This is a genomic window from Pseudomonas sp. Irchel 3H9 (assembly GCF_900187495.1).
Taxonomy (GTDB): Bacteria; Pseudomonadota; Gammaproteobacteria; order Pseudomonadales; family Pseudomonadaceae; genus Aquipseudomonas; species Aquipseudomonas sivasensis.
Genome location: NZ_FYDK01000002.1, coordinates 537254 through 561182 on the forward strand (window position 1 = coordinate 537254; position 23929 = coordinate 561182).

Annotated in this window: 14 protein-coding genes; 3 read left to right on the forward strand and 11 right to left on the reverse strand. The window is 62.1% G+C overall.

From position 1 onward, the window contains the following. Positions 1–37 precede the first annotated feature (37 nt). Positions 38–4930, reverse strand: coding sequence for a dermonecrotic toxin domain-containing protein (locus CKW32_RS08430; RefSeq protein ID WP_095184577.1), 4893 nt, complete (start codon positions 4928–4930; stop codon positions 38–40). Positions 4931–5044: 114 nt separating this feature from the next. Further along, the gene (locus CKW32_RS08435; RefSeq protein WP_143499335.1) at positions 5045–9664 is read right to left on the reverse strand and encodes a hypothetical protein; all 4620 of its coding nucleotides are present in this window, start codon (positions 9662–9664) and stop codon (positions 5045–5047) included. A gap of 208 nt (positions 9665–9872) precedes the next feature. Here CKW32_RS08435 and CKW32_RS08445 point away from each other — a divergent pair, with 208 nt between their 5' ends. From CKW32_RS08445 to CKW32_RS08455, 3 genes are all read left to right on the forward strand, one after another. Next, complete coding sequence (locus tag CKW32_RS08445) at positions 9873–10163, forward strand: DUF5629 family protein (protein ID WP_032887223.1); 291 nt, start codon at positions 9873–9875, stop codon at positions 10161–10163. Beyond that, on the forward strand, positions 10150–11325 hold the full coding sequence (locus CKW32_RS08450; RefSeq protein ID WP_032887222.1) for a lactonase family protein: 1176 nt from the start codon (positions 10150–10152) through the stop codon (positions 11323–11325). The genes CKW32_RS08445 and CKW32_RS08450 overlap by 14 nt, the downstream gene beginning before the upstream one ends. Positions 11326–11481: 156 nt before the next feature. Further along, positions 11482–11661 (forward strand): hypothetical protein, encoded by a 180-nt coding sequence (locus CKW32_RS08455; RefSeq protein ID WP_032887221.1) that lies wholly within the window; start codon positions 11482–11484, stop codon positions 11659–11661. A 33-nt stretch (positions 11662–11694) separates the two neighbouring features. Here the strand turns inward: CKW32_RS08455 and CKW32_RS08460 are convergent, their stop codons facing one another. The 9 genes from CKW32_RS08460 to CKW32_RS08500 form a co-directional block, all read right to left on the reverse strand. Next, entirely contained in the window at positions 11695–12288 is a 594-nt protein-coding gene (locus CKW32_RS08460; protein ID WP_095184580.1) for a glutathione S-transferase, read from the reverse strand. Then, positions 12285–15923 (reverse strand): AAA family ATPase, encoded by a 3639-nt coding sequence (locus CKW32_RS08465; RefSeq protein WP_095184581.1) that lies wholly within the window; start codon positions 15921–15923, stop codon positions 12285–12287. Before CKW32_RS08465 ends, CKW32_RS08460 begins: the two co-directional genes overlap by 4 nt. Beyond that, positions 15920–17161, reverse strand: a complete 1242-nt coding sequence (locus CKW32_RS08470) for an exonuclease SbcCD subunit D C-terminal domain-containing protein (RefSeq protein WP_095184582.1) — start codon at positions 17159–17161, stop codon at positions 15920–15922. Before CKW32_RS08470 ends, CKW32_RS08465 begins: the two co-directional genes overlap by 4 nt. 168 nt (positions 17162–17329) lie before the next feature. After that, entirely contained in the window at positions 17330–17866 is a 537-nt protein-coding gene (locus tag CKW32_RS08475; protein ID WP_032887214.1) for a hypothetical protein, read from the reverse strand. Between the two features lie 181 nt (positions 17867–18047). Further along, on the reverse strand, positions 18048–19688 hold the full coding sequence (locus tag CKW32_RS08480) for a BatD family protein (RefSeq protein WP_095184583.1): 1641 nt from the start codon (positions 19686–19688) through the stop codon (positions 18048–18050). After that, a complete protein-coding gene (locus CKW32_RS08485; protein WP_095184584.1) occupies positions 19685–21424 on the reverse strand; it encodes a tetratricopeptide repeat protein in 1740 nt (579 codons plus the stop codon). Before CKW32_RS08485 ends, CKW32_RS08480 begins: the two co-directional genes overlap by 4 nt. Further along, on the reverse strand, positions 21421–22509 hold the full coding sequence (locus CKW32_RS08490) for a VWA domain-containing protein (protein ID WP_032887209.1): 1089 nt from the start codon (positions 22507–22509) through the stop codon (positions 21421–21423). The genes CKW32_RS08485 and CKW32_RS08490 overlap by 4 nt, the downstream gene beginning before the upstream one ends. Beyond that, positions 22502–22996: a DUF4381 domain-containing protein gene (locus CKW32_RS08495; RefSeq protein ID WP_032887208.1), complete on the reverse strand. Its 495-nt coding sequence runs from the start codon at positions 22994–22996 to the stop codon at positions 22502–22504. The genes CKW32_RS08490 and CKW32_RS08495 overlap by 8 nt, the downstream gene beginning before the upstream one ends. Beyond that, entirely contained in the window at positions 22993–23925 is a 933-nt protein-coding gene (locus CKW32_RS08500; protein ID WP_032887206.1) for a DUF58 domain-containing protein, read from the reverse strand. The genes CKW32_RS08495 and CKW32_RS08500 overlap by 4 nt, the downstream gene beginning before the upstream one ends. Between the last annotated feature and the right edge of the window lie 4 nt (positions 23926–23929).

Below are 23929 nucleotides of genomic sequence, written 5' to 3' on the forward strand. Positions count from 1 at the left end.
CACAACGTCCGGCGTCAGCGACGCCGGACGTTGAGGGTCAATTGATGGTTGGCGCGATAGCCAGGAAGAGCTGGTCCTGGGGCGGCGCGATCAATACGTACAGGATTCTTTCCACCGGGTCGGCCCCTGCCGCCTGCTCACTGCGCAATTTCGCCTGGACATGTTCCTTGAGCAAATCCTTTTGCGTGTATTTGCGCTGGCTGGCCAGTTTCAAGTGGGCTCGCGTGTAGCGCTCAGGCGGCGCGTCGGCGGTGGCGTAGTGAAAGTGGGCATACCACAGCACACTGGGCGGCTTTTGCGCTTTGTCGTACACCGCGTATTCGGTGAAGAAATCCCCGCTGAGGGTTGGCCGCTGCGGGTCTGCCAGGCTGGTCAGGTTGATATCGATCTCCTTGTGTCGCCACAGGTAATCGAGGCTTTCCAGGGTTGGCCACTGGCGTTTGTAGGCGTCGCTGCACAGTCGTGTGGCCATGCGCTGCATGTCCCTGGCGTTGGCGCGGTAACGATCGATGGCGTCCTGCGCCCTGGGCTGGTCGCTGTGATCCCGTGCGATTTCATCCGCAAGTGCGTTGAGTCTATCGGCCTGTCCGGTGAGCAACTCATCCCAGTCGGCCGGGTTGACGTCTTGCCGGGTGAGGGCGGACTCCAGCTTCTTCTGTTGGGCACTGATGAGCCGTTCGATCTCGGGGCGTTGCCGCAGCACTTTCTCGCACTGGTCTTTGAGCATTGCCAGGGTAGAGGCCGGCGCCGCCGGTTCGGGGGCGGCCATGGGTTGCTGGGGCGTTTCCACCCAACTGCCGGCATCATCCGCGTCGAAGGTGGTCAGGGGTTCACCGGTCAGGCTATTGGTAATGGTGAGCCGTTCGCGAGGGTGTAGACCATCGACAGGTTTCAGCTCGCCGATCCAGTACGTGCGCGTACGGGTTTTGAAGATACGTTTGGCCGGCTCTTTCGGCCTGAGCAACGTGGCGGCGGATGCTTCGACCTCCAGTGCTTCCTGGCTGCGCACCACACTTTCCAGCTCGTTTTCAGCCAGCGTCCGCGCCCGACTCAGCCCGGCCAGCAGGCGTTCGGCCACGGGGTGTACGCGTTGCGGATTGATGAACGTGAGCGCCTCGATGGCCTGCTCGTAGCTGCGGTACTTGTCCAGGATTGTGCCGTACAGCAATCGTTGCTCATCCAGCGGATAACCGCTGCTGCTGCGCACTTCGGTATGTGACAGCAAGGCCTGGCCCAGGCTCGAATTGTTTAGATGTTCGATGTACAGCGCCTCCAGCGGCGACGCCTCCAGCGCCGACAATTTCACGACCACCCACGAGAGCGGGATCAGCGCATGCATCTCCAGGTTCTGCGCAAAAAAGTGCTGGAACGTCGTAATTTTGGACAACGCTTGCGTGCGCAACACGCGTCCGGCCACGGAGTCCTGTTCCAGCAACTCAAGGGTGGTTTCCATCTCGCGCGAGCGGGCCGCCATGCGTTGAACGACGTCCGCCAGTTCAATCGAGCGGGTCACATGTTCGTTATACGCCCAGGGGCGACCTTCGCGCAGTTCCTCGCGCATCCGGCTGGCCAGGTGGCTCATGGGCTCGCCACGCTCAGTGAACATAAAGGTGTCGGCCCATTTCTGCAGGTGGAAATGCGTGCGCATTTGCTCGTCCCAAAGCGTTTTGAGCGTGATGGCCTGGTCCTGGACATGGGGGCCGGCACCCGCGTATTTCTGCAGGTCCTGACCTACCTTGTACAGCTCGATGCGCTTTGGCAGTACCTTGGCGTAACTCTGCTCGAGTTTATCCAGGACCACCTCATAGTCGGTGCGCGCCTTCGAATAGGCCGCTATCTCCTGCTGATGCCGTGCTTCGATCGCGGGTCTCTGCGCATCGGTGGCTTTTTGCAGCAGGTTCCACACCAGTTTCAACGTAGTGGTCTGCTTGATCAGGACCGCGCGGTTATTGTTAAGGCGGGTCAGCCAATCTCTGAACTCGGCCATGTCCGGGGAAATCTGCGCATTGAGCGTGTCCATGCGGTCCTTCAATTGCACCGCCTGGCGACGATTCTCCTCGCGCAGCGTTGCCAGGCGCTTGGGCCCGCCGCCCGCCAGCTTGAGCCCGCGGTCTAGGGTCCAGTGGCCCTTGCCATCGGTGCGCAGCTTGATGCCGGGGTGATCGGGTTTGTTCGGGTCAATGATGAATACGTCGTCCACGTCCGGGGTAATGTTGACGCGAAACAACAGGCCGCCCACCGTGGCGTGCCAGCGCTGGCCGATCTTGAACAACCCGCGATAAGGGCCGAGCGCGACGGGGTCCGGGGCGTGTTCAGGCCAGGGCACATTGACCTCCAGCAGTTTCCTTAACAAACGTGTCGCGGCCCTGTCGCTGGCCAGGGAGCGGTCGATATCCAACAGGGTGCGGCCGCCGCCGGGCGGTTCGGCAGGCAAGCCGATGATGCCCCGTTGCACCACGGCCGGGGTCGAGATGGCCTGGCCCTGCGGGTGTTGCAATGGCAACCGTGGGACCTCCGCTTGCGCAGGGGCCTGCGCTACGTGGTCGGGTATCCCCAGGTGAATCAGAACCATGCTGGTGTTGAGCAGCAGGTCGACCCACGCCAGTTCACGGACAATCGGGTCTTGGCTTTCCAGGGCTGGTACGTCCTGCTTGAGGCTCAGGGCCAACTGCATGAACCAGCCCACCGCCGCCAAGGGCCCACGCACCAGCATCAGTAAGGTGTTGAAGCCCAGTTGCACGCCTTCGAGAATCAGCGCCCAGCGGCTTTCGGTGTTGGACGTCGAGTCGCGGTCGGCTTGCTCTTGCAGTTGCCGCGCTTCGCACTCGTACAGGTAGTCCATCAGTTGGTTGTTGCCCAGCGCCTGGAGGATTTGATCGCTGCTTTCATCACTCGGCGGGGCCAGCGTCGCGGGGCGTGGAATGGACGGCAAGGGGTCGAACTCGGAACCTATGCCGCTGACACGCACGTAATGGGGCTCCCGGAATCCGCCGTTGCTGTACACCGCTCTGGCAGGGTCTTCCATCCAGGCCAGGACGCTGTCCTGCAGCTCGCCGGGCTCGGCGATGGCGGCCAGCAGACTGGCGCGGTCGGTGAATTCCAACAGCGAATCCCGATACGCCGGGCGATACAACAAGCGCGGGCCTGGCTGCCCGTTGCGCGGCTCGATGATGGACATATTTTGCACCCCGTCCGCCTTTGCGCCGGGCTTGCGTTGAAAGGCGAGCACGCGCATGACCACTTCATCCATGCCCGCCCAGCGCTCGGTACTGTGGGTGCCCAGCACTGCTTCGACATAGCGCAGCCCTCGCGACGTAAGCCCGGCCTGGCCTTTGATCTTGTATTCCAGGGCCTGGGTTTTCAGGTCGATGGGACGCTGCACAAGGAACAGCCGCTTGCGCTCTTGCGCCTGGGCGTCCTCGCCGAGCAGTGACTGGTGAAGGTAAGCCGGGTAGTTGCGCCCGACATCGATGCGCTGCACCAGCGCGAGCAGGTACTCCGGGGTCAGGCTGCTGTCGACCGGCTGGCCATCCGCATGGCGCACCGTCATGCGGCCGGCAGGTTTACCTGAAAGGTTCTTGAGCGCCAGGTCGACCAGGCTCATTGACACGCGGTCGATGTAGCCACTTTGCAGGGTGCCCACCGGCACTTCGAAGGTCAGTTGCAGTGCGTCGGCCCGGTAGGCGCCCTGGGCAAGTTCCTTGCAGCTGCGTTCGCCGTGTTCGGTGGCGTTGCGGTCCAGGCACAGTTGGTGATCCAGATGGCTGGCGGCATAGCTGCGAATATCCTCGAGATCATCGAGGTAGTGTTTGCCTTGATTCAGACGCCGAAGGCTGGCCTGTTCGAGCAGGCACTGAGAAAACGCGAAACGATCGGCCGCCGAGGCATTTTGCAGCCAGCCGGGCAGGGCCGCCTCGATCGACGGCGCGGGATGGCTGGCGATGGCGGGCGAGTCGGTGAACAGGCTCGCCAGGTCGGTGATTGCCGCAAACTGCTGTTCCAACGCCTTGACGCTGGTACCCGCCGGCAGGCGCAGACTGGCCAAGTTCTCCAGTTGCCGATCCAATACCAGCGCCGCCTGCACTTCGAAAATATCGCCATCGGGCTCGTACAGGCGCCAGGTGATGGTGTCGGCCATCTCCTCTGCCTGGATGCGTTTGCCCCATGCCTCGCCGAATGCATCCAGGCTGGCGTAGGAATCGATCCGGCCGGACAAACCGCACAGCAGCACGCGCGTGCCGCTGACCAGCAGAATATCGCTGGCCTGCTGCGTCAGTGATGTGCTGCCTTGTACAAGCTGGGTTTCCAGGGTGTAGGCGTGGATCGCATTGGCAGGCCATGGCTGCTCGGTCCTGGTTTCTCGGCAGGGATAGTCGGCCAGGGTGCTCAGTATCTGCAGTTGCTGGGTGTCGTCCCCCGATTGACGGACGGCGCTGGCCCTGAATGCGCCGCGCAGCACTTCGGCCAACCATTGCCAGCGACTGACGCCGGTATCGCTGTCCTGTTCCCAATACGCGGCCAGCGCCTCTTGGGCCCCGATAAACAGGATCAAGGGCAGTTCCCGTATCGCGTTTTCGAAGACGTTCAGGTCGTAGCTGCGCTCGCCATCGGCCTGAAACGTGAGTCGGCTGCCGGTGGCTTCGCTCAGGTAGGCGTCCAACCCGTAACTCAATGAAAGGTCAGGAAAATGGCCGTCGGCAAGGAATTGCAGCGCCACATCCAGCAGAGGCCGCAGAGCCCGGCCGCCCCCCTCACGGGGGAGCGCCATGTACAAATCCGAAGGGGCGATGGACAGGGGCGGGTAGTGTTCTTTCAGGGTGCGGGCCAGCATTTCTGCAACTACCGACCGCAGGGCGGGGCGCGTTGAAAACTGCCCCTTTATCACGGTTTTCAGCAGGTTTTCCGCCGGGATCGGCGTGACGATTGGCATGAAAGGTATTCCTTTACGTTGGATAAGCGAATGCCCGCCTAACCTAACGCCAACGCCACGCCTGATGCGGTAGCCCGATAGTGCACACGTGCGCGAACGGCTCGGGCCGGTTTATTACGGGAACGATAAGAACCAGCGCTGCGCCAGCGCCTTGCCAATCAAGCCTCGGTGTACGTCGACCACTGCCTGCGGGCCCTGCGCCTTGGCGAGCAACGAGTAATAGCTTTGCTTGCGCTGTTCGCGGGTTTTCACGTGCGCGGCGGTGTAATCGGCCCCTGCGGTGTCTGCGGTGGGGTAGTGAAAATGCGCATACCACACCGGGTAGCCTTTGGGATCATTGATCGCGTACTCCTGGATGAAGTCCTGGCGCTCGCCCTTCAATCGGGTCCGCCCGCCCAACTTGGCCACGTTGACCTGGCGCTGGTTGAGCAGGTATTCCAGATTGCCGTGAGTGGGCGGCAGTTCCAGGCTCAGTTGGTGCCGCAATGTCTGGCCCAAGGCACTCAAGCGTTCACCGGCCTTACGCATGTCGCTGGCCAGTGCCTGGTCAGCGGTGGTCCTGGCACTCTCGGGCTGAGCTGCGATGGCCTGGTCCAACTCGGTGGCCAGTTTGTCATAGCGAGTCGCTTCGTAATCCAGGACCTCCTGGACCTCCTGGGGGTGCCTGCTGCTTTTTTTGTAATGCTCGGCCCTGCGCAGATGATCATCCAGCATGGCCAGCAACTTGCGCGCTTCACCCTTGACCTGGCTCAGACTGCGCGGTGGGACGGGCGCCTGGGGCGGCGTCTGCACCACATACTCGACCCATACATCGCCCTGCTGTGAATAGCTCTCGACCACTTGCCGGGTGTTCTCGTTGCGTACTTCGACCACTTCAACGTTGTGCACCCGCTGCACGTCGCCGATCAGCGTGCCCCTGCGCCGGGTCTTGATTACCCGTTTCGCCGATGTGGCCGCCGGGGCCTGAGCCGGCACAGGCCTTGGTGGCTGGCTGCTGGTGTGTGCAATCGGTCTGACCTCCCTGGACAGACGTTGTGTTACCTCGTCGTAGAGCCCGCGGACCAGGTTCAGCAACCGGCCGCTGAACGTCGCATCCAGGCCCTCGACGTCGACAATTTCCAACCCGAGCAACCCATCCAGCGCACGGCCGTAATGCTCCACCAGACTTTCCAACACACTCAGCCGATCACTGGGCGACAGCACCAGGCCGTTGAGCTCGGCGTGGGTGCGTACCTGCTGCTGCAGCGGGCTGACAATGTTATCCATCGCCTTGAACAGCGGGTGCCCGAAATCCTTCACGCTCAGGTATTTTAAGGTGCGCAGTTGCAAGTCCTTGATGGACAGCGCGCTGATCTCGTTCACCCGATTGGCAGTCATCTCGTTGAATCGTTTGGCGCCGCTGGAGCCCATTGACTGCATGTGTTCAAGGTGTCGCGCCTGGCGTTCAAGCCAGCGGATACTGCGCTCGTTGATGTCTGCCAGCTGGGACGTGAACTGGCGATAGCGGTTGCGTTCAAGCACGACTGCCACATTGAAACCGGGACCTTCACGCCGGAACTGCGGGTGGGCGCGGTACAGGTCTTCTCTGTCGAGCTCGGCAATGGCCATATGTTTACGGGCATTGAGAACGGCGTCGTGCAACAGGTCCAGGGTTTTTGTCAGCGATAAGGGAACGTTCAATGCTTCACGCTCCTTGAGGCTGTCCAGGATCTGCTGCTGGTGCTGGCTTTGTTTCTCAAGGGCGGCATCGTACTGCTGACGCGCCTCTGCCAGTGGCTTGCCGCTTAAACCGGCCTGCCGGGCTTCTGCCTTGTCGACCTCGGGCTGAGTTTGCAAGTAGGCCTGAAGGTCATCCTCCAATGCCTTGACGCGGTTGGCCTTGCGCTCGCGCTCGGCAGCGATGCGCTTTGGCGGCATGCCACCGCGCAGGCGCAGCCGGGAGTCCACTGACCAGATGCCCTGGCCGTCGTCGCGCAGGTAAGGGCCAGGCCGTTGGGTATCGGTGGGGTCGGTAATTCGCACGCTGCCATCGTCCTCCAGGTTGACGCGGAACAGGTCGCTGTCGACCTGCGCATGCCAGCGGTTATCGATGAGGTACAAGCCCTTGCGGGGGCCATTCAAGACCGGCTGTGGCAGGTCACCCGGCATCGGCACCTTGAGTGACGCGAGGTTGGCGCGCTGGCTGGGCGTAAGGCGATAACGGGCCTGGGCGTAGCTGAAATCCACGGCGGTGTGCAAGCCTTGTGGCTGCACGCCGGGCAATGCAACGGTGCCTTGGCGAATCCGTGCAGGTGCGGGCGCCGGCCATGCCTGCGGGCGTCGCTGCGGCACGCGTGGCGCCACGGCTGGGCGCGGGGCGGTGGGGGCCAGCGGGGATTCCAGCAGCAGTGTTGCGACAGTGAGCAACAGGTCGATCGCGCCTTGCTCGCGAGACGTGGCGGATGAACTGTCGAGCAACTGAATGTCCTGGCTGAGGCTGCTGTACAGCGCCAACAACCACCCCACTATCATTGACGGGCCTGACAGAAGTGGTTGCAGCAAGCTGCCGAACAACAAACTCCCGCCCTCCATCAGCACTTGCCAGCGACTTTCACTGTTGGACGTGGACTCGCGCTCGGCCTGTTCAATCAAGGCCCGGCTGTGGTCGCTGAACAGGTAAGTCATCAGTCGCCCGGTGACCAGGCACTGGTGCAGTTCGTCGTTGGCGCCGTCGCTGGCGAATGTCGCCGGTGGCGGCGTGCGGCGCGGCGCGAACTCATCGCCCTGGCCAAAACGCAGATAATGGGGCTCCTGAAAACCGCCGTGGTCGTAAATCGGTCGGGCGGTATCGGATAACCAGGTCAGGACACTGGTTTGCAATTCACCCGGTTGCGCAATGGCCTGGAACAGCGCCGCCCGGCTGGAGAACTCCTGCAATGCCTGGGCATACAAGGGCCGGTAAAGCAGATGCGGGCCGCGTTCACTGTCCTGGAACTCGATCAAGTACATGGCGCTGACCTTGTCGGCCTTTGCGCCGGGGCTGCGCAAAAAGGACAGATGACGGATCACCACCGGCTTGCCGTCGACCTTCTGTTCGGCGCTGCTCCCTTGCATCAACGCCGCCACCATACGGGCGCCTTGTGGCGTGATGCCGGCTTCGCCCTTGAGGCTCAGTTCCAGCGCCAGCAAGCACAGTTGCATCGGCTGCTGAGCGGCGAACAGTGTTTCCCGCTCCCGCGCCTGAGGCGTGTCGCTCAACAGCGCTTGCTTGAGCAACTCGGGGTAGTGCTTGCCGATGTCGACGCGCTTGATCAATCCGTTGCCGCCAATCACCGTTTCGCGGGTCAACCAGGCCGGTAATGGTGTGCCCTGGCGATGGGCGATGGATAACTCGCCGCTGGGCAGGCCTGCCAAGTTTTTGAGCGCCAGTTCCGTCAGGCTCATGTGGACACGTTCGACAATACCCACGGTGCCTGGGTAGCCCGCGGCAACGACGAACGTCAGTTGCAGGTCATCAGGGTGCAGGGTCGCTTGCCCGGTGGTGTCACCGGCAGCGCTCGCCTCATGGTCAAGTGCTTGCTGCAGGGCATGCACGGTGTAGGTGTGGATATCGTCGATGCCGGTGAGAAAAGAGCGCCCACCCGCCCGCTGTTTGGCGGTGGCCAGGGCAAGGCTGTATTGCCTGTATCGCTCGCGGTATCCGGGGTCCGCATCGCGCAAGGCATCCGGCAACCGAGCGCGCACGGCATCGAGGGTGCGGACGGCGCCGTCTTGCGCATCCAGGAAAAACTCGCCGGGGTCGGTGAGCCGCAGGTACAGCGCCTGCAGGGTTTCCTGGCGTTGTTCCAGGGGCAGTTTCAGAGCGGCCAGGCGTTCCATTTGCAGGTTAAACAGCGTCGTGGCCTGGTAATCAAAGATCGAGCCCTCGGGCTCGTAACGATTGCAGGTGATCGTCTCTGCCTCGTACTGGGCAGCGGCGCGCTCGCCCCATGCAAGGGTGAAGGCATCCATGGACGAGAACCCCTCGACACGCCCGCCGGGGGAACACAGCAGCACCGGCGCCTTGCCGTTGATGGCACGCGTCAGTAGCAACTGCTCTGACAATACGCGCGTGGTTTGGCCTGCGTTATCCAGTTGTGTCTCCAGGCTGTAGGCGTATACCGCGTGCTCACCATATCGCGCGATCCGCTGTTCGCGGTCCGGGGTGCCAATGAGTTGGTCAAGGGTCTGCCGCACGTCCGCATCCAGGTCGGTCTGACGCAAGGCGCTGGCTTGCAGGGTGGTCATGAGCATGTCGCTGAGCCAACGCCAGCGGCTGCCGCCCGTGCCCGAGGGCTCATTCCAGTAATGGGCCAATGCGTCCTGTGCGGCAATGGGCAGTGTCGAACACAGATCCTGGATCAGCGATTGGACCACCGTCATCTCCAGCTTTTCGCGGGTCAGGCCCGGCAGTTTCAGACGTTTGGGCGGTACGTCCGAGAGGTAGTGATCGATACCGTACGCCTCACCGAGATCCAATGGCCCGATACCGGCGAGGTAATTGAAGATGACGTCCATCAATGGCTGAAACGTCCAGCCCTTAGTCGCTTGCGGGATTGCCAGGTGCGTAAGGGCCAGGTCAATGCTCAACGAGGGGTAGCGTTCGCGCAGGGCGTTGCCGAGAAGGGTCTGGACCAAGGGCATGAGGCTCGGGCGGGTGGCGTACTGGCGGCTGACGGCCTGGACGGTTAGGGGAGGAGACGATAACGGTTGCATAGGGATGAAAATCCTTTTCGTGCGGATGCGGGCTTCAATCGCAGTGGCCGGGGTGCTGGTCAGTGGGCCATGCGCCACGGATGTGGACCAAGAATGGCAAGTCGGCGCACGCGCTGGCGGTATCCGGATATCGTTGGGCAACGCGATGGGGGAAGGGCGTGAGGAATTGGCTTATCATCACGCTCTTTTCTTTGCGTGAACGATCCCGATGACTGCCGCTAGCCTCCTTACTGAACTTGCCAACACCGATATGCTCGAAGTCGATGGGTTGCACGCCTTTGATTTCACCCTCGACGATCAGGCGCTGGTGATCACCTGCATCGACGGACGCGCTGAAAAGCGCTGGTCTTTCAGCGTGGCGCAAGTACAGGCCGCGACCTTTGATGAAACGTTGCAAAGCTGGACCCTCACCGGTGACTCGGGCGAGCACCGTCTCGTGTGCATGAGTGCTTTCACCGGCAACAATAACGACGAGGAAGACGAGCATGATGATGCGTAAATTCTGGCCCCTGTTGATGGCGGGCAGTGTCGGTGCGATGTCGGTACAGGCCGCGCCGGCCGAGACCTACGAACTGTTGGTAGGCAGCTACACCGCCGGCAGCAGCGAAGGGATTTACCGCCTGCAATTCGACAGCCGCACAGGCCGATTTCAGGGCCAGCCGGTGTTGGCGGCCAAGGCGGACAATCCCTCGTGGCTGACCCTTTCCAAGGACCAGACCCATCTGTTCGTGGTCAATGAAAACGGCCCAGGCCAGAAAGACCCGGTCGGCCGCGTGAGCAGCTATCGCATCGACCCGAAGAATCAGCAACTGACCCTGATCAACCAGGTGCAGAGCCTGGGTAATGAGCCGACTCACTCCAGCATTGCGGCCGATGGACGTTACTTGTTTGTCGCCAACTATTCCGTGAAGGAGGATCCGGGCGGCAGCCTGGCGGTGCTGCCGGTGGATGCCGAGGGCAAGCTGTCGGCACCGGTGCAGTTGAGCGGACACCCCGCCAGCCGGGTCAACCCCGAGCGTCAGGCCTCCAACCATGTGCACTCGGTGGTGTCGGCGCCGGATGGCAAGTACGTGTTCGTGCAGGACCTGGGGGCAGATAAAGTGTTTGCTTACCGCTATGACCCCAAGGCCAACCACGAGCAACCACTGACGCCGGCTTCCCCGGCCTCGGTGCAACTGCCACCGGGCAGCGGGCCGCGTCACTTGCTGTTCAGCGCCGATGGCAAGCACGCCTGGCTGACGACCGAAATGAGCGCCCAGGTCGCGGTGTTTGACTACCACGACGGCACGCTCACGCAGACCCAGTTGGTGGATTTCGCCGCCGGGCAACCGGTGTCGGACAAGGCCGGCGCAGCGTTGCACGCATCCAGCGACGGCAAATTCCTGTACCTGAGCAACCGCGGCACGGCCAATCAGCTGCTGGTATTCAGCATCGACCCGGCGACCGGGCACCTCAAGGAACTGCAGCGCCGTTCCGTAGAAGGCGACCATCCGCGCGAATTCAGCCTGGACCCGAGCGGCAGGTTCCTACTGTTCGCCAACCAGAAAAGCAATGAAATCGTGGTCGTCGAACGCGACCCCAAGACCGGCCTGCTGGGTAAAACCGTGCAGAAATTGCCGATCGATGCGCCCAGCGACCTCAAGTTCCTGGTGCGTCAATAAGCCACAGGCCCCGCAGTGCGGGGCCTGAGCCTTTGTATTAATTGCATTAATAGCGGCTAATGTTTCAAAGCATTTCTAAGGTTTAACCCTCGGGCGTAAGTTGAGTTCCAAGGCCTTCCCAGGCCACTCAACCAAACGAATACAAGGGCTACCGACATGAACTTCAATCTCTTCTCGATCATCGCCGCTTCCGCCGTTTCCGCCACCGTTGCCTTGCCTGCCGCCGCCAGCGTGGAAGTCAGCGGCAAACAGTCCGGCACCACCGCGTACACCCAGAAATACCTGCAACAAAGTGCCAACTTCTATGCGGCGCTGGATCACAAAACCCAGCACTGAGCGACAGGTGCGTGAGATCTGATGTGGTAGGGCTCAGGATTTGGCCATCACCGCGATAAACAACGGTGATTCCAGAAAGCGTTGCAGCCAGGCCTGAAGCCGGTGATACGGCGTCCCTGCAAACCATTCCCGATCCACATGGGCAAACTGGCGCACAAACGGCGCCAGTGCCACATCGGCAAGGCTCAGGTGATCGGCCAGCAAGTAATCTCGCTGCGCCAGCAATCCTTCCAGCTTTTGCAAGAACACCTCACCCTCGGCCCGATAATGTTCCATCGGCTGCTCGGGGTAGCGTTCGGGGTACTTGTATCGATTCAAGTGCTGTTTGAACCCCAGATCATTCTCGGCGATCAGTGCCAGCGTGGCCGGGTTGCCCTGTAGCAACCAATCGTCAGGATCATGCTGCGCCAGGGCCCATTGCATGATCGCCAGGCTCTCGTCGATGACCACGCCATCCACCACCAGCACCGGCACCGTACCCTTGGGCGACAGCGCCAGCATCTCGGCCGGCTTGGCCTTGAGGCTCACCTCGACAATACGCACCGACACCCCCGAGTAGCGTAGCGCCAGACGAGCGCGCATGGCGTACGGGCAGCGCCGAAACGAATACAGCAACACTTCGCTCACTTGACCTCCAGCGTGCTCAAACCATTGCCCTGGCGCATGACCTGGATCTGCACCGGGATGCGCTCGTGCATTTCCTGTACGTGGGAAATCACCGCCACCTTGCGACCTTGGGCCTGCAAACCGTCCAGTGCATCCATCGCCAATTGCAATGACTCGGGGTCCAGGCTGCCGAAACCTTCGTCGATAAACAGCGACTCGATCTTCAATGTGCTCGACGCCATCGATGCCAGGCCCAGGGCCAATGCCAGCGACACCAGGAACGTCTCGCCGCCGGACAGCGAATGCACCGAGCGAAGTTCATCACCCATTTCCGTGTCCATCACCAGCAACCCCAACATGCTGCCGCCGCGCTTGAGGCGATAGCGGCGCACCAGTTGGCGCAATTGCACGTTGGCGTGATGCACCAGCAGGTCGAGGTTGTAAGCCTGGGCGAGCTTGCGGAATTTGTCGCCGCTGGCCGAGCCGATCAGCGATTCGAGACGTGCCCAACGCTGCCATTCCTCATAGGCGTTGGCGGTGGTCAGCGCCAGCGCCGCGTTGGCTTCTTGGCGCCGCTGGTCTTCGGACTGGCGCGCGCGTAATTCAGCGACCTGTTTTTCGCCCTCGGCCAATTGCTGGTTGAGGGCGGCGAGGGTGCTGTCCAGTTGTTCGGCGTCGAGGTTGCCGTTGTGCAAGGCCTGGTGCTCGGCAAGGCGTTGTTCGCGCTCCAGCAGCAACACCTTGGCTTGTTCGACGGCCTTTTCGCTGGCCTGCAGATGCTGGCGCAGGGCGTTGACCTGAGCGTCGTCGAAGGCCAGCAGGCGGGTGAGGCCAGTGTCGTCGAGTTCCGGGTGCTGGGCACGCCACTCAGCCAGGCGCGTATCAAGGGCCTGTTGCTCGGCATGCAGCGCTTGCGCACGCTCCTGTTGAGCCTTGAGATCGGCCGCCAGTTGGATCAGTTCGTTGTGCAGGACCTGCAACTGTTGGTTGGCGTCGGTTTCGCTCTGGCGCGATTGCACCACGGCCTGTTCCAGTTGCTGCTGCCACTGTTCGGCGCTGGCGTGCTCGCCCAGCAAGGTGCCGAGAGTTTCCTGGGCGGCCTGTTGTTGCGCTGCCAACTCGCTGACTTGTTGGTTCAGTGTCTCGAGCTGCGCCAGACGATGTTGCTGATGGGTGTGCTCTTTCTCGATGGCCTGCTGGCGTTCCTGCTGCTCGACCAGCTCATCGCGTTGTTGGCCCAGTTGTTCAAGGCGCTGACTGACCTGCTGGTCGAGCAGCATAAAGGTCGCGGCCGGTTCGCTGCGCAAGCCTTCAAGGGTCTCGGCCGGCAACAGGCTGGCGAAGGCGTGTAGTTCTTCTTCAAGACGCTCGCGGTCGTTGGACAGTTCGCGCTGCTGATCCAGCATCAATTGGCGGGCCTGCTGGCTCGCATCCTGAGCGATCTGCAGTTGCTGCTGCAGGCGTCCGGCATTTTGTTGCAGGTTGAGCAGGGCGCTCTGGCGTTGCTCGTCCTGGGTGGTGCGTTCGGTCAGTTGGCTCAGTTGCTGGGTCAACCAACTGCTTCGCTGGGCCACGTCCTGGTTGAATAGCGAGGCGGACAATGGGTGCGCCTCAAGGCTGGGTGTGAGGCCCTGCTGCTGGTTTGCCAACTGCTCCTGCTGGTGCAGGAATTCCTTTTGCTGGGCGATCAAACCGCCCACTTCACCACGCAGTTCGTTGAGTTTTTCCTTGAGGGTATCGACGGTTTTCTGCGCGCTGGCCTCTTCGTTTTCATCATGGCGGCCGAGACTGTGCAGCAACGCTTCGGGCTGATGATACGGGTGCTCATGGCTGCCGCACACCGGGCACGGCTGGTCATCCTGCAACTGTGCGCGCAGTTCTTCGACGCTGGCACTGCGCGCCAGGCGCTGGCGTTCCAGCAGGTGTTTGGTCACCGTCAGGGTCTGTTCGGCAACGGCCAGTTCGGCCTTGGTTTGCAGGCCTGTCTGGTTCAACTGCTCCCGTTTCTGCGCGGCATCGGCGAGCTTTTGCGTGAGCGCAGCCGCTTGCTGGTCCAACTGCTGCTGGCTGTCCCACAGGCGTATCAGGTCTTCGAAGGCACGTTGTTGTTTGCGGTTGTCGTGCAACAGACTGGCCAGCAACTGCACCTGTTCGGCCACGGCGTGGGGTTCGGCGCCGGCTTCTTGATAGAGCAGGTCGAGGGCTTCGCGTTGCTGGGAAAATTTCTCTGCGGCCGTGGTGGCGCGCTGTTCCAGTTGAGGCAGTTCGGCCTGGCCTTTTTTCAGGCGGTTGCCGATCAGCATCAGCTGTTGCAGGCGGTCACGGTAGGCGTTCCAGGCATCGCTCAGAGGGGCGAGTGCGGCATTGCGCTCAAGCTCGGCCGACAAGCGTTGCAGCCGCTCGGCGACGTGGGTGTGTTTGTCTTGCAGGCCCTTGAGCAGGGCGTGGCCTTCGGTGCAGGCGTGTTCCTGCTGCTGTTTTTCCTCGGCGCGCTTGCTCAAATCCCGAGTCAAGTGAGCCAGGGTGCTTTGTGCTTCAAAGGCCTGGCGCAATAGCGGGACGGCGTCTGCCTGGTTTTTCAAGGCCTGGGCCAGGGCCGTTTGCGCGTTCGATTGTTGCTGTTGGGCTTGTTGCTGACGGCTATGCAGGGCGTTTTGCTGCTCGATATGCTGCTGAATCTGCACGGCCAATGGCTGAAGCAACGTGTCGAGTTCACTCAAACGTGCGAAATGATGGCGTTGCGGTGCCAATTGCTCCAGGCGATTGAGGTCCTGGCGCTCTGAGCCCTGGTTAGCCCAATCTGTCTCTGCGCGTTGCAACTGCTCGGTGGCAGCGCGTTGGCGATCCTGCCACTCACGCAACTCCTTAAGCCAGGTGTGCTGCAACTCCAGTTGCTTGAGCTGGGCCTGCTGGGCCTTGAGCTGTTGCTGGGCGTCGGTCAGTTGCTGATCCAGTTCGGCGCGCGCTTCAGCGGCCAGGGGCACTACGCCGGTGGCCTGGTCCTGCAACTGTTTGTGCGCGTCCTTGGCCTCCTTGGCCTTTTCGAAGGCGCGACGGCCGAGTTGGGTGTACAACGCGGTATCGGTGAGCTTTTCCAGCAGTTCGCTGCGCTCGTTGTCGTTGGCCTTGAGAAACGCGCTGAACTCACTTTGCGCCAGCAGCACGGCGCGGGTGAACTGCTCGAAATTCAGGCCCAGGGCCAGTTCCAGCTGGGTCTTGTATTCGGTCTTCTGGCTGGCCAGCAGTTGGTCGCTGTCGAGGTCAATCAGGCTTTGACGGCTGTTTTGCAGTTTGCCACTGGCTTTGTCGCGGGCACGATTGGCTTCCCAGCGCGCGCGATAGCGACGGCCGCTGACACCGACAAAATCCACTTCAGCAAAACCGCCGCCGGTGCCGCGACGGATCAGGGTGCGCGGGTCGCCGATGGAAATATCGCTGTCGGCATCCGGCATTTTCGCCTGGCCGGTATCGCCCAGCCGTGGCACGGCGCCGAATAGCGCCAGGCACAGCGCATCGAGCAGGGTACTTTTACCGGCGCCGGTGGGCCCGGTAATTGCGAACAAGCCCGCGCTGGCCAGGGGCTCGGCGGTAAAGTCGATCTCGAATGGGCCGGCCAGGGAGGCGAGGTTCTTCAGGCGGATGGCGAGAATTTTCATGGCTGTTCCTCCTGCTGTTGCACTTCCTGGAGCAGCACGGCGAAGTCCTTTAAGGTCTGTTCATCCACTTCGCTGCCGTAGCTGTCCTGCCAGGCGCGGCTGAACAGCTCTTGCGGCGTGAGTTGGTCGAGTTCGATCAAGCGTTCTTCGTCAGTGGCATCGCTGCCGCGTTTGCCTGCGTATTCGGCGGCGATGCGCACCAGGCGCACGGCCTTGCCTTGCAGGGCGCTTTCGATTTGCTGGCGCAGGTCAGGCTGCGGCTCGTCAAGGCGCACACGTACTTCGAGCCAGGGGTGGCGCTGGGTTTCTGCGAGCAGGTCGACATCGGGCAAGTCCGCCAACGCTTTGAGGATGTCGGCCAGGGGCGCGGCCTCCAGCCGTTGCAGGTTGACCGAGCGCGGGATCAGGAGCGGTTCGACGCTGACCAGTCGTTCGCCCTGGAACGTCACGTCGAGAATCTGGTGTTTGTAGCCGATCTCGGAAAACGACAGCGGGATCGGCGAGCCACTGTAGCGAATGCGTTCTTCGCCGTTCACCTTTTGCGGCTTGTGCAAGTGGCCGAGGGCAACATAGCCGACACTTTTGTCGAACAGGTTGGCGGGCAGCGCCTCGGCATTGCCGATGATCAGGCTGCGCTCGGAGTCTTCCGACACTGAACCACCGGCCATATGGGCGTGGCTGATGGCAATCAGCGCCTGGCCTCTTTTGCGTTTGGCGTTGGCGGCGGCGATCAACCATTCATGTACCTGGCCGATACCGCGCAGGTAGTCGTCACCCAGGTGCGCGCCGGTCACTTCCGCCGGGCGCAAGAAGGGCAATGCCAGGCACCACGCGGAGATCTTGCCTTTGGCATCCGGCAGTGGAATCAGCAGGCGTTCGGCGTCCAATTGGCCGTCATCGAGCCACAGCACACGCCCGAGGGCATGGGCGCGCAAACGGCGCATCAACGGTGCAGGCAACTCGATGCGCGAACCCGAATCGTGGTTGCCGGCGATCATCACAATGGTCAGCTTGGGGTTTTGCTCGTGGGCGCTGATGATGAAGTCATACAGCCGCTCCTGTGCCTTGAGCGGCGGGTTGACCGTGTCGAAGATATCGCCGGCGATCAGCAGCACATCGGGATGTTGGGCGCCGATCTGGCGCAGCAGCCATTCCAGGAAACAAGCGTGTTCGTAGTCGCGTTCCTGGCCGTGGAGGTTTTGGCCAAGGTGCCAGTCGGAGGTGTGGAACAAACGCAAGGCGAACTCCGTGAAAAAAATAGAGAAGTGAATGGCCGCCGTATACAGAGAGTGGCGGTGAAAAGGAGGGGGAGTTTACCTTACAGAGCAGTGAACCTACTCAGCCAACGACGCAACTTTGTCGACTGAGTGAGGTGTCTGGCGGGGGCGGGCAGCTTGCTGGCTGGCTTACGCCGGAGTGAAGGGGGAAAACGGCAAACTTTCATTCAGGACATCCTTGCCTGTTCGCGTTCCTACAATGTATTGCGCGGGAATCGCCGTCAGGAAGGTGGCCTCCCGGGTATGTACCGGATGACAAAGCGCGATAATCGTTGCCGTCTCATAGGTGTTGCCGTTGTGAATGATGCAGTATTTGCGGGTGGTACCGACGTTCGACAACGGTATCTGTCGTTCTCGATCGCCCTTGTTGGTCAGTTCCCACGCCATGAGCTCACGGTCGGGGATTGAAATCTTGTAGAAATAGCTTTTCGCGAATGCGCCCTCCTGCGTTTGAGCGGTGGCCACCAGCCCGCCAGGGGTTTGTTCGCGCCACGTCATGCCCACGTCATGGCATGAAAGGCGCATGTTTCCTTTCATGAATTGTTGAGCGAGATATAGACGTGCCTGGTTGCCGTTCATGGTTGGGATAGGCGGTTTTGCGGTGAACCCTTGTTTACGAATCACGCTGTCCGCTGGGTTGCGGTCGTCACCTCGGTAAAAGTCCATCCAATAAATCCTCTGATTTCAAGCGCACGGCAGGTATTGCCGACCGCTGCAGAAGTTTGACTGGCGGGGAGGTATTTGCTGAATCGGACTAATCTGCTGGTTCAGAAAGCGTCAACTCCCGTGTAGGAAATTGACTGGCGTGTGGGCTCTCAATCGCGAGGTTTTTTTGCTGGGCAATGGCCTACTTGGGATAGAGCGGCGGCAGGCTGGTGGTGTCGGTCGTTGAGTCCAGCTCGCGTTCGGCGATTGGGATGGCTTTTATCGCGCGCCATAGGTCTTCGCCCAGCCAGTATTGGCCGCTCTCGCTGTACAGCGCGCCGTTGAGCCCATCCAACGCATCCGACAACGGCACAAACCGCGCCGCCATGTCGGCCAGGGTTTCCGGCTGTTGGCGGGCCCAGGCGTCGAGCGCCTGGCGGGTGGCCTGGGGGTCGTTGGCCTGGGTCGCGCGTTTGAGGTCGTCGAGCAAGGTGCGCGGGCTCGGGCCGGTTTGTGCGGCGCGCAGTACCGCCGGTTGCCGGCGCGCACGCCACCACAGGCCGAAGCCCAGCAGCGTGGTGCAGGCCAGGATCAGCGTACTCAGTTGCCACAGCCACAAACGGCTGTCGTCCGGCGCGGTGATGATGGTCGGCGTGGCGGGGGTGTCCACCACCAGGCTGGGGTTGTTGGCCACTTGCAGCGTGCGGGCGGGCAGGCTGGTGCGTTCGAGGTGGTCTTCGTGGGTGTTCCACCACACCACTTCCACGGACGGCAGTTCCAGCGGGCCAACACGGTTGGGCACCAGGGCTTCGCGGTCTTCGCGGCTGCCGATCAGGCCACGGTCGCTGGTCTGGTTGCCGAGCACCGGTTGGTCGGGATAGCGGCGCAGGCCATTGATGTCGGTGCTGGGCAAGGCTGGCAGTTGGGCACTGGACAGGCCCTCGGCCTTGACCGTGAGGCTGCGGGTCAAGGAGTCGCCGACTTGCACATGTTCAGGTTCTGGGTTCCAGGCCTCGGTCAGCGTCAGGCTGCGCGCCGGCAACCAGGGCGTGTTGGCGGGATACAACTCTGGCTTGGGTTTGACCTGCAACGTCAGCGGCGCCGAGCTCACGTGGATCAGCTTGCCGGGCTTGGTGCCCTGAAGGGTGTTTTCCTGAGGCGGGCGCGATTCCACCAGCGTGGCGCTGAAGGTCTGCGTCGGCAGTTCCAGGGCGCCGCTGTGTTGTGGGTAGATCGCATAGCGGGTTTCGATCACGCCATGGCGGATGCTGTTGATGACTTTTTCGTACGTGCGCGACTCGCCCAGTTGTTCCACGCGGGCATCCGGAATCTGCAACGGCGTGAGGCTGCTGTCGTCATACAGCGACACCGAGTGGTAAACACGTACGGTCAGCAGCGCCTGGGCCTGCACGTACACGCTGGTCTGGTCGAGGTTGGCTTCGATAAAGACGGGTGCCAATTCGGCATTGCTGTTCTGGCTGGCGGTTTCCACCACTTGCAGGCTGATGGGTTGGGTCGTGTAGTCGCCCACTTGCAAGGGGGGGATCACCACCGTGCCGTTTTCCTTGGGCAGCAGGGTAATGATCCAGCGCGTGGTGGCGTGGTTATCGCCGCCCAGGGTGGTGAGCTGGTTGAGCTGGCGGGTGCCGCTGACTTCAAACTGCGCGTCCAGGGGCGAAAGGTCGGGCTTGCCGAATTGGGTGACGTCACTCGATTCCACCGTCAGTTCCACCGTTTCCCCGGAATTGAGGCGGCTGCGGTCGACGCTGGCGACCAGGTTCGCCGCCTGGGCGTGGCCTGCCGTCAACGCGAGCAGAAGCAGAAGGGTGGTGCGGCGGCTCATCGAGTCTTGTCCTGATGTTGTTGCTGTTCGTACCAGAATTTGCGTCGCAGCAGTTCGCCGGGGTTGTCCGGGATCTCCTGCAGCCATTGTTCCAGGGCTTGGCGACGTTCACCGTCGAGGCTTGCGTCGTTAGGGCGCAGCGGCGGGGTGGTGGTTTGCTCGTCGCCCAGTTCGCTGCCCGGCACTTCGTTGCCGCCGGTTTGCGGTGTGGCGCCAGTCTGGGTATCACCGGTGCCTGCTTCGCCTTGGCCCTGGGACGACTGCTCGCCGCCAGTGGCATTCTGCCCGCTGGCGCCCGGTTGCGCAGTTTGGCCGGGTTGGGTGGATTCGTCATCCTCGTTTTTTGCCGGCTGTTCTGGCTCGGGCTTTGCCTGTTCCTGCATCAGGGATTCCACCAGAGCCTTGTTTTTCAGGGCGGGTTGCAGGTCAGGTTGGGCTTCCAGGGCTTGTTCGTAGGCATCGATAGCCGCTTCCAGTTCGCCGGATTTGGCCAACGCGTTACCGCGATTGTAGTGAGCGTAGGCGTCATTGCCTTCGGCAAACCGCTTGATGGCTTCGGCATAGTTGCCAGCTTCGTACAGGGCAACGCCTTGCCATTGCACGTCCTGAAAGTGTTCGGCGGCTTCGGCGGGGCGTTTTTTCTTCAGCAGGTATTGGCCTTGCTGGTCGGGACGCAGCCACAACTCCTGGAGTTCAAAGGCGTAGCTCGGCTGCGGCGCTGCCATTAGCAGCAAGGGCAGGCAGAACAACCAGCCACGGCGCCCGGCGCAAGCGGCGAGCAGCAGCAACGGGAGGAGCAGCCAGTAACCCTGGTCGGCCCAGGTGTCGAGGTGCAGCAACTGGCCGTCATTGCGCAGGGCTTGCGGCGGGTCGAGTACGCCGAGCTGGCGCAGGTCTTTATCGTCGAGGCGTGCGGCACGGTAACGCCCGCCCATTTCGCTGGCGAAGGCTTTGAGCGTGGGGCTGTCGAGGCGTGGTACCAGAATCGCACCGTGTTCGTCCTTGAGAAATTCGCCGCTTTCCTGGGTGACCGGCGTGCCTTCGCGGCTGCCGATGCCGAGGATCGACAGGGGTGGCGACTGGTTACTTTGCAGCAGCAGGCGAATGCCTTGGCGCTCCTGCTTGGACAGGGATGAACCGATCAGCAGCAGGCGCCCTTGGCCGAGACCGCTGTGCTTGAGCAGGTCGAGGGCTTTCTGTACTGCCAGGTCGGCGCGGTGACCGGGTTCGGGCATGATCGAGGGGCGCAACGCTTCGAGCAGGTTGCGGCTGGTGCCCAGATCGTCCGAGAGTGGCACCAGGGTGTGTGCGCTGCCGGCATACACAACGATGGCGGTTTGCGCGTCAGTGCGCGCTTGCAACAAGTCATACAGCTTGCGGCGTGCCTGTTCCAGGCGGTTGGGCGGGCTGTCGGTGGCGAGCATTTCCGGGGTCAGTTCCAGCAGTACCACCAACGGATCGGACGGCTTCTGACTGGTCTGTTCAACCCGTTGCCAACTGGGGCCAAGCAATGCCAGCACGGCCAACAGCCAGGCGATACCGAGCACCACCCACGGCGATTTACTTTCGCGGCCGTTGCCACCGCTGAGTAGCACGGCGTGGAAGGCCGGCGGCAGGATCATCTGCCAGCGCCCGGCGCGTTTTTGGCGGTGCCACAGTTGCCACAGCAACCAGCCGAGCAACGGCAGCAGCAACAGCCACCAGGGGCGGAACCAGTGCGGCCAGAGGTCGATCATCGACGCCTCCGCAAACGCAGGCGTTTAAGGCGCTGGCGCCATTCAGGGCTTTGTTGCAGGAAGATCCCCTTGCTCGACAATTTGCTGAACCAGCGTTGCAGGGCGTTGTTCGGCCAGCGTTCCTGGATCACCAGCAACATGCTCAGGAGCAGCGCCAGGGCCAGCGGGCCGCTGTACAACGCCAGCGCCGGGCGGGCTTGGGTTGGTTGCTGTTCGACGGGCTCCAGTTGGTCGAGGGTTTCCTTGATGGTTTGCAGTTCTTCGCCGTCGCGGGCACGGAAATATTGCCCGCCGGTGGCGTTGGCAATGGCCTTGAGCGCCGGTTCGTCGAGGTCCAGGCTTGGGTTGACGCCGAGAATGCCCAGGGATCCGGTTTGCTCAGGGTCAGCGCCGATACCGATCGGGTAGATCTTCACGCCTTCTTCGGCAGCCAGGCGCGCGGCGGTCAGTGGATCGATTTGACCCGCGTTGTTGGCGCCGTCCGTGATCAGAATCAGCACACGGCTTTGCGCCGGGCGCTGGCGCAGGCGCTTGAGGGCCAGGCCAATGGCATCGCCAATGGCGGTATTTTTGCCGGCGATGCCGATGCGCGCTTCATCCAGCCAGGTGCGCACGGTGCGGCGGTCAAACGTCAGCGGCGCTTGCAGGTAGGCTTGGCTGCCGAACAGGATCAGGCCGACACGGTCGCCGTCGCGATGCTCAAGGAAGTCACCGAGGAGGTTCTTGACCAGGGTTAAGCGGCTCACGTCCTCGTCCCGCCAATGCATATCGGGGAAATCCATGGAGCCGGACACGTCGACCGCCACCAGCAGGTCGCGACCACTGGCGGCAATCGGCAGTGGTTCGCCGAGCCACTCAGGACGTGCGGCGGCGGTCAACAGCAGCAGCCACAGCACCACAAAAGGGGCTTGTTGGCGCCAGCCCGGCAAGTTGACGCGGGCGCGGCGCTTGGCCAGGCCTTCGAGATCACTGAGGTAGCTGACTTTCAGTGCCGGCTCGCCGCTGTCGGCCACAGGCAGGATAAGCCGCATCAACCAGGGCAACGGCAACAGGACGAAGATCCACGGCCAGGCGAACTCAAACATGTTTGCGAATCCAGGTGTCGACGGCTTGGGTCAGGCCGGCGATGGCCTTGTCGTCGAGTTTGCATTCGGGTTTATAGGCGCCTTCCACCAGTACCATCCAGCGGGTGAGGCCGGCAGCCGGGCAGCGGTTGTCGAGGAACGCCAGCCATTTGCGCCCATTGAGGGTGTGGCTCTGGCTGTAAGGGTAGTCGTTGCGGCACAGGCGCTTGAGCAGGCCATTGAGTTGTTGCAGCCAGGCACCGGCGGGCGCGCCGTCATAGGGTTTGGGCATGAGGGCCAGTTCTGCCAGTGCGGCGATGCGCAGCGGGTCCAAGGGTTGTTCGGCGCGTGCCACTGGGCGTCTCGCAGGGAGGAAGCGGCGCAATGACCAAAGCCCCCAACCCAGCAACGGGATCACCAGCAGCAACAGCCACCAACCCGGTGCAGGCGGCCAGAAGCCGATGCTTGGCGGGGCGATCAGCGGTTGCAGTTGGTCAAGGCTGCTCATTGTTTTTTGGCCGGGCGTTGCGGGTTGAGGTATTCGCGCAGTTGCTCGACCATTTCGCTCTGGGTGCTCAAGGGCATCAGCAGTATTCGCAGTTTTTGCGCGAGCAGTTCCCAGCGGGCGATGCGTGCTTCAGCTTGGGCCTTGTAGGCCTGGCGCAAGTCGTAATTCAGCGTGTCCAGTTCCAGTTGCGCCCCTCTTTGCGCAAAACGCAGCAGCCCCGCGGCGGGCAGGGCGTGGTCCAGCGGGTCGGAAATCGGCAACAGCAGCAGGTCGCAATGGCGTGACAGTAGGCTCAACTGTTGCTCGGCGCCCTCAGTGAGGGCGCGTTCATCGCAGATCACAATCACCAGGCTGCCGGGGCGCAACACTTCGCGGCCACGGCGCAGGGCCATGCCCAAGGCATCGGCTTCGGGGCGGCTTTCGGTGTCCAGGCTCTGGTTGACGCGCACCAGGCGGTTAAGCAGTTGCAATAGGCTTTGTTTGCTGCGCCGGGGTTTGATTTCGTAGTGCTCATTGTCTCCAAACACTAGCCCGCCGACCCGGTCGTTATGCCCCAGCGCGGCCCAGCCGATCAGGCTCGCCGCCTGGGCCGCGAGCACGGATTTGAACATCTGGCCCGAGCCGAAAAACAGCCGGCAGCTTTGCTCGACCATGATAAAAATCGGTCGCTCGCGCTCTTCGTGGAACAGTTTGGTGTGTGGTTCCTGGGTGCGGGCAGTCACGCGCCAATCGATGGTGCGCACATCGTCGCCAGCCTGGTATACGCGCACCTGGTCGAAGTCGACTCCGCGCCCGCGCAGTTTGGAGTGATGCAAGCCGATCAGCGGGCTGCGCTGGCTCGGCGTGGAAAACAGCTGCACTTCGCGCACGCGGTGGCGCATCTCAATCAACTCGCTGAGCGTGACGCGGATTCCATCGCTGGCATTCATCGAG

Coding starts and splice junctions, on each gene's coding strand:
- CKW32_RS08465 (WP_095184581.1), bottom strand. CDS start 15,923: ATGAAAATTCTCGCCATCCGCCTGAAGAACCTCGCCTCCCTGGCCGGC.
- CKW32_RS08480 (WP_095184583.1), bottom strand. CDS start 19,688: ATGAGCCGCCGCACCACCCTTCTGCTTCTGCTCGCGTTGACGGCAGGC.
- CKW32_RS08455 (WP_032887221.1), top strand. CDS start 11,482: ATGAACTTCAATCTCTTCTCGATCATCGCCGCTTCCGCCGTTTCCGCC.
- CKW32_RS08450 (WP_032887222.1), top strand. CDS start 10,150: ATGATGATGCGTAAATTCTGGCCCCTGTTGATGGCGGGCAGTGTCGGT.
- CKW32_RS08430 (WP_095184577.1), bottom strand. CDS start 4,930: ATGCCAATCGTCACGCCGATCCCGGCGGAAAACCTGCTGAAAACCGTG.
- CKW32_RS08500 (WP_032887206.1), bottom strand. CDS start 23,925: ATGAATGCCAGCGATGGAATCCGCGTCACGCTCAGCGAGTTGATTGAG.
- CKW32_RS08435 (WP_143499335.1), bottom strand. CDS start 9,664: ATGCAACCGTTATCGTCTCCTCCCCTAACCGTCCAGGCCGTCAGCCGC.
- CKW32_RS08490 (WP_032887209.1), bottom strand. CDS start 22,509: ATGTTTGAGTTCGCCTGGCCGTGGATCTTCGTCCTGTTGCCGTTGCCC.
- CKW32_RS08475 (WP_032887214.1), bottom strand. CDS start 17,866: ATGGACTTTTACCGAGGTGACGACCGCAACCCAGCGGACAGCGTGATT.
- CKW32_RS08485 (WP_095184584.1), bottom strand. CDS start 21,424: ATGATCGACCTCTGGCCGCACTGGTTCCGCCCCTGGTGGCTGTTGCTG.
- CKW32_RS08445 (WP_032887223.1), top strand. CDS start 9,873: ATGACTGCCGCTAGCCTCCTTACTGAACTTGCCAACACCGATATGCTC.
- CKW32_RS08495 (WP_032887208.1), bottom strand. CDS start 22,996: ATGAGCAGCCTTGACCAACTGCAACCGCTGATCGCCCCGCCAAGCATC.